Origin of the sequence: Tardiphaga sp. 20_F10_N6_6 (assembly GCF_052076045.1) — a bacterium.
Taxonomy (GTDB): domain Bacteria; phylum Pseudomonadota; class Alphaproteobacteria; order Rhizobiales; family Xanthobacteraceae; genus Tardiphaga; species Tardiphaga robiniae.
On record NZ_CP197239.1, the window covers coordinates 3,354,628 to 3,371,015 of the forward strand.

The 16,388-nt window shown below is 61.1% G+C and carries 9 protein-coding genes; 1 reads left to right on the plus strand and 8 read right to left on the minus strand.

What is annotated here, in order from left to right; translation table 11 throughout:
* Positions 1-68 precede the first annotated feature (68 nt).
* Positions 69-1,181 (minus strand): NADH:flavin oxidoreductase/NADH oxidase, encoded by a 1,113-nt coding sequence (locus AB7813_RS16215; RefSeq protein ID WP_439065060.1) that lies wholly within the window; start codon positions 1,179-1,181, stop codon positions 69-71.
* Between the two features lie 260 nt (positions 1,182-1,441).
* Entirely contained in the window at positions 1,442-1,756 is a 315-nt protein-coding gene (locus AB7813_RS16220; RefSeq protein ID WP_089265834.1) for a hypothetical protein, read from the minus strand.
* Between the two features lie 389 nt (positions 1,757-2,145).
* On the opposite strand from AB7813_RS16220, the gene AB7813_RS16225 reads away from it, so the two are divergent.
* Positions 2,146-3,948, plus strand: a complete 1,803-nt coding sequence (locus tag AB7813_RS16225; RefSeq protein ID WP_439083995.1) for a carbamoyltransferase family protein — start codon at positions 2,146-2,148, stop codon at positions 3,946-3,948.
* A 111-nt stretch (positions 3,949-4,059) separates the two neighbouring features.
* Here AB7813_RS16225 and AB7813_RS16230 read toward each other — a convergent pair whose 3' ends face one another.
* From AB7813_RS16230 to AB7813_RS16255, 6 genes are all read right to left on the minus strand, one after another.
* Positions 4,060-5,751: a methyl-accepting chemotaxis protein gene (locus AB7813_RS16230; protein WP_439065062.1), complete on the minus strand. Its 1,692-nt coding sequence runs from the start codon at positions 5,749-5,751 to the stop codon at positions 4,060-4,062.
* A gap of 287 nt (positions 5,752-6,038) precedes the next feature.
* Positions 6,039-7,718 (minus strand): methyl-accepting chemotaxis protein, encoded by a 1,680-nt coding sequence (locus AB7813_RS16235; RefSeq protein WP_439065063.1) that lies wholly within the window; start codon positions 7,716-7,718, stop codon positions 6,039-6,041.
* Positions 7,719-8,003: 285 nt separating this feature from the next.
* Complete coding sequence (locus AB7813_RS16240; RefSeq protein WP_439065064.1) at positions 8,004-9,695, minus strand: methyl-accepting chemotaxis protein; 1,692 nt, start codon at positions 9,693-9,695, stop codon at positions 8,004-8,006.
* 54 nt (positions 9,696-9,749) lie between these two features.
* The gene (locus AB7813_RS16245; RefSeq protein WP_439083994.1) at positions 9,750-11,510 is read right to left on the minus strand and encodes a methyl-accepting chemotaxis protein; all 1,761 of its coding nucleotides are present in this window, start codon (positions 11,508-11,510) and stop codon (positions 9,750-9,752) included.
* A gap of 529 nt (positions 11,511-12,039) precedes the next feature.
* Positions 12,040-14,040 carry a methyl-accepting chemotaxis protein gene (locus tag AB7813_RS16250; RefSeq protein ID WP_441228241.1) on the minus strand — a complete coding sequence of 667 codons (2,001 nt, stop codon included), beginning with the start codon at positions 14,038-14,040 and terminating at the stop codon, positions 12,040-12,042.
* A gap of 281 nt (positions 14,041-14,321) precedes the next feature.
* Entirely contained in the window at positions 14,322-16,325 is a 2,004-nt protein-coding gene (locus AB7813_RS16255; protein WP_439065067.1) for a methyl-accepting chemotaxis protein, read from the minus strand.
* Positions 16,326-16,388 lie beyond the last annotated feature (63 nt).

Consider the following 16,388-nt stretch of genomic DNA (forward strand, 5'->3'; position numbering starts at 1 on the left):
CACCCACACATCGCATCGGGCTTGCGGGACAATGTGTGGGTGTTGAAAGTGAGGCGCCTTGAAGTGGTTTAGCGCCCGCCGAACGTCGTATCGCCGAACAACGCCTTTTGCGTCGATGGCTGCGAGCGCCAGTATTGTGGCGGCGCCTGCACCTGACCGCCAAGCTGCGCCGCCGCGTGCCACGGCCAGCGCGGATCGTAGAGAATGCCACGTGCGATGGCGACCAGATCGGCCTTGCCGGAGGCCACGATGTCTTCAGCCTGTTGCACTTCGGTGATCAACCCCACCGCAATCGTCGGCAGTCCCGTCGCCGCTTTCACGGCTTCGGCGAACGGCACCTGATAACCCGGCCCGAGCGCGATCTTCTGCTGCGGCGAGACACCGCCGGACGAAACATCCATCCAGTCGACACCGCGCTTCTTCAGCTCACTGGCGAAGACGATGGTCTGCTCGATATCCCAGCCGCCCTCGACCCAGTCCGAGGCCGATACGCGAACGCCCACAGGCTTGTGCGCGGGAAAAGCCGCGCGTACCGCGTCGAACACTTCGAGTGGAAACCGGATCCGGTTCTCCAGGGAGCCGCCATAATTGTCGGTGCGCTGGTTGGAAATCGGCGACAGGAATTCGTGCAGCAGATAGCCGTGCGCCGCGTGGATCTCGAGCGCATCGATGCCGAGCCGCTCGGCGCGTTTCGCCGTGGCCACGAAGGCATCGCGGATGCGCTTGAGGCCGGCAACGTCGATCTCCTGCGGCGCCAGTTCGCCGGGTTTCTGCGGAATGGCCGAGGGCGCCTGGGCGACCCAGCCGCCTTTGTCGAGCGGGACCTGCTGGCCGCCATCCCATGGGGCGTGGCTCGACGCCTTACGGCCCGCATGGGCGATCTGCATGCCAACGGCAATGTTCGAATGCTTGCGGATTGCCGCTAGCACCGGCTTCAACGCGGCTTCGGTCGCGTCATTATAGAGGCCGAGATCGCCGGGTGTGATGCGGCCGATGGCTTCCACGGCGGTCGCTTCGATCACCAGCATGGCGGCGCCCGACAGGGCCATATTGCCGAGATGGATCATGTGCCAGTCGGTGGCCCGGCCATCTTCGGCAGAATACTGGCACATCGGTGCAATGACGATACGGTTTGGCAGCGTGAGGTCGCGCAGCTTGAAGGGAGAGAACAGGGCGCTCATGAAGGTTCCAGGGTGGGAGGACCGAATTGCCATGCGCGGGCGCGCAAGCTTGCCATGCCGACATTGGAATTTGGATGAGAAAACACAAGATGGCATGCCAAAAGCGACCTCAGCATTGTGCAAGGAGGGTAGCTTTCGACAAATCATTCCCGAAAGAGAGGCCCGTTTCCTGGAGAAAGGCGAGCCTGGAAAGCAAAAGGCGCCCCGGTTACCCGGCGCGCCTCTCTATCTCGTTCATTCAGCGCCGTAGCGCTTATGACTTAGTACGGGCAGACCACCCGGCCCCAGCGACGGCTGAAATAGCAGCCCGGCGCCACAAAGCGCGGTCCACCGTAGAAGCCATAGCCGCGACCATAGCCACGACCGCCGCCACGATAGAAGCCGCCACCGCGTCCACGGCCCCAACCGCCGCCGCCACGACCGCGACCACCGCCACGGGCCTCGGCCGAGGTGCTGCTCGTGGTGAGCAACACCGTGGATGCGCCGATCAGACCAACACAGTAGACAGACACAAGCGCCATCGCTGCCAGGCAGCGGGTCACGATATTATGGCGCGTCGTTTTGGTTTGAGCCATTCTTAGGAACTCCCATTCTGCAGAAGCACGGCTTTAGAATGCTTCCGGCCTCGAATCGTTCAGTGAGCAATTCTTGATTCACACAGGTGCTGAAACCAGAATAGTAATATGGCCATCACAAGGCGTGCACGCACGAACAACTTTACAATAGGGTCAAGCTCGAACGCCGGTCAAGTTGCCGGCAACGCTGTCACTACGAACGAATGCGCACCTTCACGCGTCACCTCGCTTTTGACCTCCTGCGTTCATCTTCTCTTCATATTGCCTCGCACTATGCTGATCGCCGCACCTCGCAACTGCGAATATGCGGTCAGCCCCACCCGCCGCGTCTGCATTAGCAGCTCGATCCCATCATTCGTCCCTTCCCGCGAATTGTCAGAAGCTGATTCATGTCCAAACCCAGCTACATCCTCGGTCTCAACACCTACGATCACGACGTCAGCGCCTGCCTGCTGCGCAACGGCGCGCTGGCCTATGCGATCGAGAAGGAGCGGATTACCCGCGAGAAACACGCGACGGGGTTCTACAAGGAAGTGATCGACTACGTCCTCGACGCCGAAGGCATCACGCTGGGCGACGTCGACCTGGTGGTGAGCAATTGCTACATCCTGCCAGTTCCGGAGATGGAAGACCGCCTGATCTATCAGGACATGCCGGGCTTCCTGCCCGAATATGAACGGCAGGACGCCAGCGTCCATCCGCTGTTTCGGGCGCGCACCGGCAAGGTCAAAACGATCTCGCATCATCTGGCGCACGCCTATAGCGCGTTTGCCGTCTGCCCCTTCGAAGAGGGGGCGATCATGATCGTCGACGGCGTCGGCAGCTATCGCTCCGATGTGATGGAGGTCTATCCCGGCGACGAGCCGGGCTCGAAGCTCGCCCGGGAATCCGAGAGCTACTACACGTTCAAGGGCACGCAGCTCGATTGCCTCAAGAAAGTCTGGATGGAGCCGGACCGCGGCTTCCTCAGCGATGAATTCTACAACATGCCAGGCCTCGGGGCGCTTTATAGCCGGGCCTCGACCTATGTGTTCGGCGACTGGAACAAATGCGGCGAGCTGATGGGGCTGGCGCCCTATGGCCGCCGCGACCAGGTCAAGCCGCTGATGGATATCACCGACAATGTCCTCAGCGTGCCGCGCTGGACCCCCGAATACAACCAGCCCTATATCGCCGACAGCGACGGCAAGTGGGACACCCATCCGTCCATGCGGCACTGGGAGGATCTCGCCTGGCGCGTGCAGGACGACACCGAGAAGGTGCTGCTCGCCCGCGCGCGCTGGCTGCGCGAAACGACCGGCGCAAAGAACCTCTGCATCGCCGGCGGCGTCGCGCTCAATTGCGTCGCTAATGGCCGCATCGCCCGCGAAGCCGGCTTCGAAAATGTCTGGATCCAGCCCGCTGCCGGCGACAACGGCATCGCCATCGGCTGCGCCTATTACGGCCTGCTGGAGGTACAGAAGCAGCCGCGCTCCTATGTGATGACGCATTCCTACACGGGAAAGACTTACACCGATCGCGACGTCGAGACAGCGACCCAGCGCACACTCGTCAAGGCGCAGACCAGCGCGGTGCGCAGCGACAATATCTGCCGCGATACGGCCAAGCTGCTCGCCGACCAGAAAGTGATCGGCTGGTTTCAGGGTCGCTCGGAATACGGCCCCCGCGCGCTCGGCAATCGCAGCATCATCGCCGATCCGCGCCGACCGGAGATGAAGGACATCCTTAATTCACGCGTGAAACATCGTCAGCCGTTCCGGCCATTCGCGCCGATTGTGCTCGCCGAGCGCGCCAGAGAGATTTTCGAAGGCGATCAGGATTCGCCGTTTATGCTGATCGCCGCCCCGGTGCGCCCCGAATGGCGCGAGAAGATTCCGGCCATTGTGCACATCGATGGAACGGCGCGCATCCAGACCGTCACGGAAGACACCAATCCGGTGCTCTATCGGCTGCTGAAGGAATTCGATGCGCTCACCGGCGTGCCGGTGCTGCTCAACACGTCGTTCAACGTGAAGGGCGAGCCGATCGTCGAGACTCCGCGCGACGCCATGGCGTGTTTCATCAATACCGGCATCGACCACCTGATCCTGCACGATACGCTGGTGTCGAAGACATCGGCGCATCGTTTCGTCGCCCCGCTGGTGCGCACCTATATGGATATCGCGGGGCTGGTGTCGGCGAGTACGAGATAGAACGCTCGACATCCGCAGGGCGGGCAAAAGCGCAGCGTGCCCGCCACCATCATCGAAAGCGCTGCGGTGGGCACGGCGCAAGAGCGCCTTTGCCCACCCTACAAGCCATGATCAGGCCGCCCGCACCGCGTTCAGGAACTTGCTGACTTCATCCTTCAGTCGCGTGCTGTCCGAGGACAGTGATTGCGCCGCAGCGAGAACCTGAGTCGAGGCAGATCCAGTCTCCGTTGCACCACGCTGCACATCAACGATGTTCGACGAGACCTGCATCGTGCCCTGCGCCGCCTGCTGGACATTACGCGAAATCTCCTGCGTCGCGGCGCCCTGCTCTTCCACCGCGGAAGCGATGGTCGAGGCGATCTCGGACATGCGGCCGATGGTGTCGCCGATTTCCTTGATGGCGCCGACCGACTCATGCGTCGCCGCTTGAATACCGGAAATCTGCGTCGAGATCTCGCCGGTCGCCTTGGCGGTCTGCTCGGCCAGCGCTTTCACCTCGGAGGCCACGACTGCGAAACCACGGCCGGCTTCACCAGCACGCGCGGCCTCGATGGTCGCGTTCAACGCCAGCAAATTGGTCTGACCAGCAATGTTATTGATGAGCTCGACCACATCGCCGATGCGCGACGCGGCGCTCGCGAGCTCGCTGACGCGATCGTTGGTGCGGCGCGCCTGATCGACCGCCTGATTGGCGATGCTCGCCGATTCCTGCACCTGTCGGCTGATCTCGTTGACCGACGAGGCCATTTCTTCGGTTGCCGATGCCACTGACTGCACATTGGCGGACGCCTCTTCGGAGGCTGCGGCAACCGTCGTGGTCAATTCCTGCGAGCGCTCCGCCGTGGCGGTCAGCGTACCTGCCGAGGCTTCCAGTTCGGTCGATGCCGACGACACCGTCTCGACGATCTCACCGATCATCGATTCGAAGTTGCGGGTGATGCTGTCGACGCGGCGACCGCGCTCGATCTTGGCTTCTGCATCGGCCGCTGCGGCTTCATCCGCCGCGCGCTTGTCGATCAGCGCCTGTTTGAACACCTGCAGCGTATCACCCATGGTGCCGATCTCGGTCTTCATGCCCTGATGGGGCACGACAGCCGTCAGATCGCCGGCGCCGAGCGCCTGCATCGGCTTGACGATCGAAGCGATGCCACTCGACACGTCTTTCACCAGATAGATGCCGACGCCGATCCCGAGGATTGCCGATGCACCGAGCATGATCGCAAGTAACATGAAGGCTGTCTCGTAGTTGTCTTCGGCGCTCTTGCCGGCTGCATCCGCGCCGGCTTTATTCAGCGCGATATCCTTGTCGAGCAGGTCGTCCGCCTTCTTGCCGATCGGCAACACCTTGCTCTCGTTCAGATCCTGCGGTTCGTTCGGAATCTTGCCGACGCTGGCGCGCGAAAGCGCCAGAACTTCCTGGACACCATTCATGTAGAGGCTCCACTGCTGCGCCCATTGCGTATACAGCGCGCGCTCCTCAGGCGAGGTGATCAGCTTCTCATAGGTCGCACGGATCTTCATGTTATCCGCGTCGGTATTGATCAGGCGCTTCTCGGCCGATGCCTTCGCTTCCAGTGTCGCAGCGAGCATATGGAGGCGCACGATATTGCGGTAGACATTTACGCCTGCACGAAGCTCCCCCAGTGAACGGACGCTCGGCAGCCAGCTCTTCTGGATTTCCGATGCTTCGCCGTAGATGGCGCGCATCTTGGTGACAGCCAGAACGCCCATGCCACCCATGGCAATCAATAAGAAGGAAATGACAATGGTGATCTTGGTGCGAATGGAAATCTTGGCGAGCATGAAACCGTATTCCTTCGGTATTCTACCGTTGGTCAGCAATGGCAGAGCTTGATTTTTATGATCGCGCCTCGCGCGAGGTTTGGCAGCAATTACCAGTCGAGCACAGATTGAAAAGAACGGTCTGAGCTCGCGCGAAAGAGAGTGGCGAGATAAAGTTAAAAAGCAGTGCAGCACGAACTGCGTTATTGCATAATCCCGATGCGATAGCGTTGCCTGCGACAGATCATGCAATCCACAAAATAGCCGACGCTCACGCGCCGGCTTTCTTGATCATGCTGTATTGAAATTCAGGCTGCCCGCACCGCGTTCAGGAACTTGCTGACTTCATCCTTCAATCGCGTACTGTCCGAGGACAGTGATTGCGCCGCAGCGAGAACCTGGGTCGAGGCAGATCCAGTCTCTGTTGCACCACGCTGCACATCAACGATGTTCGACGAGACCTGCATCGTGCCCTGTGCCGCCTGCTGAACATTGCGAGAAATCTCCTGCGTCGCCGCGCCCTGCTCTTCCACCGCCGATGCGATGGTCGAGGCAATCTCGGACATCCGCCCGATCGTGTCTCCGATCTCCTTGATAGCGCCAACCGATTCCTGGGTCGCCGCCTGGATACCGGAGATCTGCGTCGAGATCTCGCCAGTCGCCTTGGCAGTCTGCTCAGCGAGTGCCTTCACCTCGGAGGCAACGACGGCGAAGCCGCGACCGGCTTCGCCGGCACGCGCCGCTTCGATGGTGGCGTTGAGCGCCAGCAAGTTCGTCTGGCCTGCGATGTTGTTGATCAGCTCGACCACATCGCCGATGCGCGACGCAGCGCTGGCGAGCTCGCCGACGCGATCATTGGTCTTGCGTGCCTGATCGACCGCCTGCCCTGCGATCGCAGCCGACTCCTGCACCTGTCGGCTGATCTCGTTGACCGACGAGGCCATTTCTTCGGTTGCCGATGCCACTGACTGAACATTGGTAGATGCTTCTTCGGAGGCTGCGGCAACCGTCGTGGTCAATTCCTGCGAACGTTCCGCCGTGGCGGTCAGCGTACCTGCCGAGGCTTCCAGTTCGGTCGATGCCGACGACACCGTCTCCACGATCTCGCCGATCATCGATTCGAAGTTGCGGGTGATGCTGTCGACGCGGCGACCGCGCTCGATCTTGGCTTCTGCATCGGCCGCCGCGGCTTCATCCGCCGCGCGCTTGTCGATCAGCGCCTGTTTGAATACCTGAAGCGAATCCGCCATCGTACCGATTTCGGTTTTCTCGCCCTGATGCGGAACATTTGCTGTCAGATCTCCTGTGCCAAGCGCCTGCATCGGCAGCACGATCGACGTAATGCCGGCGGAGACATCGCGCACCAGCAAGATAGCCGCACCGATGCCGACAACAATCGCAAACAAGAGCGAACCGATCACCATCTTGATGGCGACCCCAAAGCTGTCCGTCGCCAGTTCTCCGGCTGTCAAAGCTCCCTTGTTGTTGAGCTCGACATCCTTCTGCAGGGCTTCGTCCGCTTTGAAGCCAATCTGGTTGACCTTCACGTTCATATCTCGCGCTTCATCACGAGCGTTCTTGCGCGACAACGCAAGAACCGGCTGCAACGCCGCTATGTATTCGCTCCAGAGCTTGTTGAATTCGCTATACATCGCGCGCTCCTCGGGCGACGAAATCATCGGCTCATAGCTCTTGCGCGCCTTGTCGAGCATCTCAGCGTAACGCACCAGCGTGTCGTCCTGGACCTTCGTATCTGCGGCATCGGTCACAAGCAGATGCCCACGAACCACCGAACGATAGCTGATCGTTGCAGCGCGGACTTCACCCAGAGCGCGCACGCTCGGCAGCCAGCTCGTGACGATGTCGGATGTCGCTCCGTTGATGGTGTACATCTGCTTGATGGCCAGCGCGCCCATTGCTGACATGGCGAGCAGCAGGAACGAGACGACAAGAGTGATCTTGGTGCGGATGGACAGGCTGGCAAACATAGGTGATGGTCCCTCGGTTTTTGACCGTTGGCGCGCAACTGCACGAATGGCATTTTCTGGGTTTGAAGACACGGCATGCATTGGAGCTGCCGGCCGAGCGTCGATAGCTTTCAACGATCTCGTGATCGAGATTGTCCGGATAAAGTTAAGGAGCAGTGCATCATGACTGCTTCTCGTGCATGGCTTCTTGAGCGAACGTAGCGCTCGCGCATAACAACACTATCGCGCAAAAAAGCCGACGCTCACGCGCCGGCTTTTTACGCTGTACACTTGTGTTCAAGCCCGTCAGGCAGCGCGCACCGAGTTCAAGAACTTGCCGACTTCATTCTTGAGACGTGTGCTGTCCGATGACAACGACCGCGCGGCCGAAAGCACTTGCGACGACGCAGAGCCGGTCTCGGACGCTCCGCGCTGCACATCGGTGATGTTCGACGAGACCTGCATGGTACCCTGTGCCGCCTGCTGGACGTTACGCGAAATCTCCTGCGTTGCGGCGCCCTGCTCTTCCACCGCCGATGCGATGGTCGAGGCAATCTCGGACATCCGGCCGATGGTGTCGCCGATCTCCTTGATGGCGCCAACCGATTCCTGCGTCGCCGCCTGGATACCGGAGATCTGCGTCGAGATCTCGCCAGTCGCCTTGGCAGTCTGCTCGGCCAATGCCTTTACTTCGGAAGCCACGACCGCGAAGCCCCGGCCCGCTTCACCGGCACGCGCCGCCTCGATGGTTGCGTTGAGCGCGAGCAGGTTTGTCTGGCCGGCGATATTGTTGATGAGCTCGACAACGTCCCCAATGCGGGACGCAGCGCTGGCGAGTTCGCTGACGCGATCGTTGGTGCGCCGCGCTTGGTCGACCGCCTGATTGGCGATGCTCGCCGACTCCTGCACCTGTCGGCTGATCTCGTTGACCGACGAGGCCATTTCTTCAGTGGCCGATGCCACCGACTGGACGTTGGTGGAGGCTTCTTCGGACGCTGCCGCCACTGTAGTGGCTAGGTCCTGGGAACGTTCGGCCGTCGCGGTCAGCGTGCTTGCGGAGGCCTCGAGTTCGGTCGATGCCGACGATACGGTCTCCACGATCTCGCCAATCATCGATTCGAATTCGCGGGTGATGTTGTCAACGCGGCGACCACGCTCGATCTTGGCTTCGGCGTCGGCAGAGGCAGCTTCATCCGCCGCGCGCTTGTCGATCAGCGCCTGTTTGAACACCTGAAGCGTGTCGGCCATCGCGCCGATCTCGGTCTTTTCGCCCTGATGCGCCACATGCGCCGTGAGATCGCCGGCGCTCAGCGCCTGCATCGGTTGCACGATCGAAGCGATACCCGACGACACGTCCTTGACCAGATAAATGCCGACACCGATGCCGATGACCGCCGTCGCTGCAATGATCGCGATGACTGTCATCAGCGCCGAACCATAGCTCTCATCGGCCTTCTGTCCCGATGCTGCCGCACCCTTGTCGTTGAATTCGATGGCCTTGCGCAGGGCAAAATCGGCTTTGGATCCCAGCGGATTGATCACATTCAGATTGAGCTCATGGGCTTCCTGACTGCTTTTGCCGAGATTCTTGCGATCGAGCACAAAGATTTCCTGGCTGCGTGATACGTAGTTGTCCCACTCCTTGCTCCAGTCGTTGAAGATTGCGCGCTCTTCGGGGCTCGATACCAACTTGTCATAGGCAGTCCGCTCATCGGTGGCCCGCTTGACGATGGTGTCGATACCAGCCTCGGTCTTCTGCATCTGGTCAGCATTGGCTGCGAGGATGTGCGCGCGCACCAGATTGCGATAATCGATGGTCGTCGCCCGCAGCCCGCCGAGCACACGGACGCTTGGAAGCCAGTTCTTCTGGATGTCCGACGCATTGGCGTTAATTGTCTGCATCTTGCTGACAGCAAGCGCCCCCATCCCCGTCATTGCGATTAACAGAAAAGCGATAACGATGGTGATCTTGGCTTTGATAGAGATGTTCGAGAGCATGGCTGGACGTCCTGTTATCGCTCGATAGAATGATCAGTTCTGATCCCGCATGGCCTAGGCCGCGCGAACAGAGTTGAGGAACCGCGCGACTTCGACCTTTAGCCGCGCGCCGTCCGACGACAGCGACTGTGCTGCCGAAAGAACCTGCGACGAGGCCGATCCGGTCTCGCTGGCGCCGCGCTGCACATCCGTAATGTTGGACGAGACCTGCTGGGTGCCATGCGCGGCTTGCTGCACGTTGCGGGAAATCTCCTGGGTGGCGGCACCCTGCTCTTCGACGGCCGAAGCAATCGTGGACGAAATTTCCGACATCCGGCCGATGGTGACGCCGATCTCGCGGATGGCACTGACCGATTCGTCCGTGGCGGACTGGATGCTGCCGATCTGCATGCTGATCTCGCCGGTCGCCTTGGCGGTCTGCTCTGCGAGCGTCTTCACCTCGGCCGCCACCACGGCGAAGCCGCGGCCCGCTTCACCGGCGCGGGCGGCTTCGATGGTCGCATTGAGCGCCAGAAGGTTGGTCTGCCCCGCGATGCTATTGATCAGCTCGACCACGTCGCCGATACGGCTGGCCGCCTTGGATAGCTCGCCGACACGGTCGTTGGTCTTCTGGGCCTGCTGTACGGCCTCGCTGGCGATACGCGCAGATTCCTGAACCTGGCGGCTGATCTCGTTCACCGATGACGCCATTTCCTCGGTCGCCGATGCCACGGATTGGACGTTCGTCGAAGCCTCTTCCGAAGCGGCCGCCACCATGGTGGTCAAATGCTGCGAACGCTCGGCAGACGACGTCAGCGTGCCCGCCGACGCTTCGAGTTCGGTCGATGCCGACGACACTGTTTCGACGATCTCGCCGACCGCACTCTCAAAATCGTTCGCCAGCGCGATCATCTCGCGCTTGCGCTGCTCGGCGGCGATCTGCTCCTGCTGCTTTTGAGCATCGGCTTCGGCGCGGGCGCGCTCCTGTGCCTTGACCTTGAACTTCTCCACGGCGCCAGCGACGTCGCCGATCTCGTCCTTGCGGCCCAAGCCCGGCAACACCTCGCCGAAATTGCCCTCGGCGAGTTCTTCCATTGAACGGCTCAGCGCGCGCATCGGACGCCCGATGGTGAACACCGAGAACACGCAGGTTCCGATCAGCATCAGGGCGACCACACCACCGAGAATTAGCGAGTCCCGCTCGGTCGCAGCGGCCTCGTTCGCCGCAGCGCTCGTCTGCTGCTCGACCTTCTCCTTAGCCAGATTGACGATCGTATCGGCCAGCTTGTCGAGTTCTGCACTCATGGGTAGCAGCACGTCGGTGCGGAGCTTCACGATCTCCGCGCCCAGTGTGGTGATGCGCGCGGAGGCATCCGCAGACAATTCGCCAGCTTCGTTGCGCGTCGCCTGCAGATTCAAGATATCTGTGCGGATTACACCGATCTTGTCGCCGCCCTTACCGAGGGTCGTCATCATGTCGAGGAATTTGCCGATGCGCTCGCGCTCGTCCGGTGCGGTCGCAAGCTTGAGCATCTGAGCCGAAAATTTAAGGCCAGCGGTAGTACGCGCCGTGAAATAGTCGGCGGCCTTCTGGACATCGGCCACTTTCGTTGCCCCGAGGAAGTCACGCACGCCGATCTGCATGCCGCGAAACGAGGCCTTGGCCTCGGCAGCGTTCTGCGCAATACCCTGATAGACGCCGGCCGTCTGATATGACTGGCGAACGCCTGCGCTTCCCATCGTCTGCATATAGATCATGACACCGAGGAGAATAATGCCGAGCCCGGACGCAATCGCGAGCTTGGTGCCGATGCGCAGATTCTGGATGAAGGCCATGACAGTCCCTGGGAATGAAGTGGCAGAAAAATGAGTCGGGTCGTCCTTCGCCGGACGGAGTCCGGCGTCGCGTGAAATGGTCGAATGCTAAGCGGTTGTCATTTTTGGCGCAGCCCGGCGGCAATCCGACGGGCACGCGAAGCTTGGCGTGAGCCGATCCTGAACGAGAAGCGTCATCGGCTCATATGAGCGGGCGATACGTTCGATGATCGATCAAATCACCTGCTCATGGGCAGGAACCTACCACCGCGCTTCTGACACAAACGTTAACGCGCCGATGATGCAATCACTCAAATTGAGCCGGTACCGCAATGGTCGTCGAGCAATTCGGACTTTTCAGACAGTGATGGAGTTCGAGTTCAGGCATCAGAGGTTCTGAATTAACGATCTAAAATTGCAATCTCATCATGCGATGCCCTGCACGGGATATTTCGAGACCCAGAGTTCTCTCGGAGCGTATAGCAGCTTGAATGGCAGTGCGCGGAGAACGCACCGTTACTCAAGCCGGTGAATTGCGATGTTGGAGAACTCAGGCCGCGCGGACCGAGTTCAGGAAGCGACTAACTTCATGCTTCAGACGGTTGCTATCTGACGAGAGCGACTGCGCTGCCGACAGCACCTGAGACGACGCGCCGCCGGTCTCGCTCGCGCCGCGCTGCACGTCGACGATGTTGGACGAGACCTGCATCGTGCCTTGCGCAGCCTGCTGCACGTTACGGGAAATCTCCTGCGTCGCCGCGCCCTGCTCTTCGACAGCCGAAGCGATCGTGGACGCGATCTCCGACATCTTGCCGATGGTCGTGCCGATCTCGCGGATCGCCGAGACGGAATCATCGGTCGCAGTCTGGATGCTCGCGATCTGCTGGCTGATCTCGCCGGTGGCCTTGGCGGTCTGCTCGGCGAGCGCCTTCACCTCGGACGCGACCACTGCGAAGCCGCGGCCGGCATCGCCGGCACGTGCCGCCTCGATGGTGGCATTGAGCGCCAGCAGGTTAGTCTGCCCCGCAATGGTGTTGATCAGCTCGACCACCGCGCCAATGCGGCCGGCAGCTTTCGACAACTCGCCGACGCGGTCGTTGGTCTTCTGCGCCTGATCCACGGCCTCGTTGGCGATACGTGCTGATTCCTGAACCTGACGCCCGATCTCGGTGATGGACGACGCCATTTCCTCAGTGGCGGACGCCACCGACTGCACGTTGGTGGAGGCTTCTTCCGACGCCGTCGCGACGACCGTGGTGAGCTGCTGCGACCGATCCGCTGTCGACGTCAGCGTGCTGGCCGAGGCTTCCAATTCGGTCGACGCGGACGACACCGCCTCGACTATTTCACCGACCGTACCTTCGAAATCGTCGGCGAGCCGGATCATGTCCTGCTTGCGTTGCAAGGCCGCCGCCTGATCCTGCGTGATCCGTGCCTCGGCTTCCGCCTGGGCTTTCTCTTCCGCCTTGACCTTGAATGTCTCGACAGCCTGCGCCATGTCGCCGACCTCGTCCTTGCGGCCGAGCCCCGGCAGCACCACGCCGAAATTGCCCTCGGCGAGCTGCTTCATGCCCGCCGTCAGACCCGACAGTGGCCCGATGATGCCGCGCGCGATCAGGAACGCAATCAGCAGACCGGTGATGGTCGCTGCGCCGGCCACGATCTGCTGCAGCGTGATCGTGCCGGAAATGCGCTGCTCATTGGCTGTCGTCGCGCTCACGACCTCCTGCTGGATCGCTGCCTTGATGCCGTCGGTCTTGCGGATGGCGCTGACCACCATCGGAGTGATCGAGTTGTAATAGAGTTGATCCATCTTCAGCAGGTTGTTGGACGCCTTATCGAACACGCTGGAGTAGCTGACCAGTCCCTTCTTGATCGACTCGAACAGCGCCGCAAGGCTTGGCGGCATGTCGAACTTTTCCATCTCGGCGATCTGTTGCTGCGCATTCTTCACGCTGTTCGCGAACAGCGTCACATTGTCCTGATCGCGGCCGGCAAAGAACCGCCAGTTCGCCATCTGGACCAGGAGGGTTTCGGATTGCAGCGTCGTCGACCCTTGCGCAAATGGTGAGCTGCGGGTCGAGAGCACGAGCTTCTTCAGGTCCGTCTGAAGCTTTTCACCTTCGGCAAGCAGTGCCTTGCGGCCGTCGATCATCTCCTTGACGGTGTTGCCGAGATCGACTCGCTTGCTCTTCAAATCATTGATCGTCTTTTCGACCTCGCGATAGACCCCCCGACGCTCCTCCGAGCTCGCCTTGATCGTCTCTTCCAGCACACCACCGACCTGAGTCAGCAGCTTTTCGGCTTCAGCGAATGACGCCTCGTCCTGATCGAATGTATAGCGCAGCATCGCGCGGCGAAGCGCCTGGAGTTCCGCCGAAATCTCCATCGAGCGCATCGCATTGGCGGACTGGGCATTCATCGCCGAGACGTCGTCGCGAATTTCCGTGAGTTTCCACACCGCGAAACCCGCCATGGCCAACCCGAACAGCACGAGCGCACCGAAGCCCCCATACAGCCTGCCACGGATGCGGAGATTGAATAGCGACATGCGACATGCCCTTCTTGGGAGAACCACTGACAGCCAACCTTGCACGTCGCGAATCGCACCCGCAACGCAAGAGGCAATCTCGAATCCGATCATCGTCAGGTTGCGAGAACTTCAGGTTAATTTCAGCCGCGCAAACGCTTTAAAGTGGAATGACTTTTTGTCGCGCGTGTCATCGTTTGACTCACCAAAACAAACAGCCCGGATGCGATGACGCATCCGGGCTGTTTGCTAGTTGTATCTTATTCGTCAGGCGAACGCGCGCGATCGTGTGACGTTTTGTCCTATGCCGCGCGAACGGAGTCCAGAAACTTGCCGACTTCGCGCTTCAACCGCGCGCTTTCGCCGGACAGCGATTGCGCAGCGGACAAGACCTGCGACGACGCTGAACCCGTGTTGCTCGCGCCGCGCTGCACATCCAGAATGTTCGAGCTCACCTGCATCGTGCCTTGCGCGGCCTGCTGAACGTTGCGCGAGATCTCCTGTGTCGCCGCACCCTGCTGCTCGACGGCAGATGCGATGGTCGACGCGATCTCCGACATGCGGCCGATGGTGTCCCCGATTTCCTTGATGGCGCCGACCGACTCTTCAGTCGCGGCCTGGATGCCGGAGATCTGGTGACTGATGTCGCCGGTTGCCCTGGCCGTCTGTTCGGCGAGCGCCTTTACTTCCGATGCAACGACCGCGAAGCCGCGACCGGCATCGCCGGCGCGCGCCGCTTCAATGGTGGCATTGAGCGCCAGCAGATTGGTCTGGCCGGCAATCGTGTTGATCAGCTCGACAACATCGCCGATCCGCGCGGCCGCCTTGGCAAGCTCAGCCACGCGATCATTGGTCTTGCGGGCCTGTGCCACCGCGGAGTTGGCGATATTGGCCGACTCCTGAACCTGACGGCTGATCTCGTTGACCGAGGACGACATCTCCTCGGTGGATGACGCCACCGCCTGCACATTGGTCGACGCTTCGTCGGAGGCTGCGGCCACGATGGCGGTGAGCTGGCGGGATTGCTCGGCGGTCGCAGTCAGTCCGCCCGCCGATTCTTCGAGCTGGCTCGAGGCCGATGACACGTTCTCGACGATGCTGCCGACGGCGCCCTCGAAATCGTCCGCGAGACGGATCATGTCCCGGCGGCGCTGAATCGCTGCCTGCTGGTCCTGCGTCAGCTTGGCTTCGGCTTCGGCGCGCGCCTTCTCCTCGGCTCGTACCTTGAAGGTCTCGACCGCACGCGCCATGTCGCCGACCTCGTCCTTGCGGGCGAGACCCGGCAGCACCACGCTGAAATCCCCGTCAGCGAGCCGCTTCATGCCAGCCGTCAGGCCCGACAGAGGGCCAATAATGCCGCGCGCGATCAGGAAGGCAATCGCTAGACCGACCACAGTAGCGACGCCGGCCACGATCTGCTGCAGCATGCTCGTCGTCGACATGCGGTTGCTGGTTGCGGCGACGGTTTGCGACTGAACCTGCTGGATGTCGGATTTGATGGTCTCGACCTTGCCGATCGCTTTCACGACGGTCGGGCTGATCGACTTGTTGAAGATGCCATCTGCCGTCTGCAGGCTGGCGGCAGCCTTCTCGAACTGGGCGGCGTAGCTCTTCAGGTTGCTGCGGATAGTGCCGAACAACGCACTGAGCGTCGGCGGCATCTGCATCTTCTCCATCTCGCCGATCTGCTGCTCGGCGATGCGGACGTGATCCTTGAACGATTCGATATGCTTCTCGTCGCGGCTAACGAAGAAGCGCCAATTCGCAATCTGCACCATGAGCGTATCGGATTCGAGCTTGGTCGAACCCTGGCCATACATGGTGTTGCGCGTGCTGATCACCAGTTTGCGCAGGCTGGATGACAGCTTGTCGCCGGCTTCCTGCAGCACTTCCCGGCCGGCGACCATCTGCTTGATGGCCTCGCCAAGCGCCTGGCGCTGCGCCTTCACGTCGGCAACGTCCTTCTCGATGGTGCGGTAGGCGGCGCGGCGCTCTTCCGAGCGGCTGGTCTTGATCACCGTATCCAGGCTGGCGGTGACCCCGGCGAGACGCTTGTCGGCATCCGCAAGCGCCGCTTCATCCTGATCGAACGAATAGCGCAACACGGCACCGCGGATCGCGTGCAGTTCGGAGGCGATCTCCGAGGCCCGGATCGTGTTGGCCGAAAGAATGTTCAGGGAGTCGACCTGCGTTCCAACTTCCGTCATCTGCCAGACGGCAAATCCCGAACTGGCGAGACCAAACAGGACCAGCGCGCCGAAACCACCATAGAGGCGACCGCGGATACGGAGATTGAGCAGCGACATCATTGGCTTCCTAGGTGGGATCTGATCTGGCTTCGGCGACGGGCGCCGTCTTCGTTGCTGCTT

Excerpts from the sequence above, each read along its gene's own strand:
- AB7813_RS16215 (WP_439065060.1), bottom strand. The coding sequence starts at position 1,181 with ATGAGCGCCCTGTTCTCTCCCTTCAAGCTGCGCGACCTCACGCTGCCA.
- AB7813_RS16220 (WP_089265834.1), bottom strand. The coding sequence starts at position 1,756 with ATGGCTCAAACCAAAACGACGCGCCATAATATCGTGACCCGCTGCCTG.
- AB7813_RS16225 (WP_439083995.1), top strand. The coding sequence starts at position 2,146 with ATGTCCAAACCCAGCTACATCCTCGGTCTCAACACCTACGATCACGAC.
- AB7813_RS16230 (WP_439065062.1), bottom strand. The coding sequence starts at position 5,751 with ATGCTCGCCAAGATTTCCATTCGCACCAAGATCACCATTGTCATTTCC.
- AB7813_RS16235 (WP_439065063.1), bottom strand. The coding sequence starts at position 7,718 with ATGTTTGCCAGCCTGTCCATCCGCACCAAGATCACTCTTGTCGTCTCG.
- AB7813_RS16240 (WP_439065064.1), bottom strand. The coding sequence starts at position 9,695 with ATGCTCTCGAACATCTCTATCAAAGCCAAGATCACCATCGTTATCGCT.
- AB7813_RS16245 (WP_439083994.1), bottom strand. The coding sequence starts at position 11,510 with ATGGCCTTCATCCAGAATCTGCGCATCGGCACCAAGCTCGCGATTGCG.
- AB7813_RS16250 (WP_441228241.1), bottom strand. The coding sequence starts at position 14,040 with ATGTCGCTATTCAATCTCCGCATCCGTGGCAGGCTGTATGGGGGCTTC.
- AB7813_RS16255 (WP_439065067.1), bottom strand. The coding sequence starts at position 16,325 with ATGTCGCTGCTCAATCTCCGTATCCGCGGTCGCCTCTATGGTGGTTTC.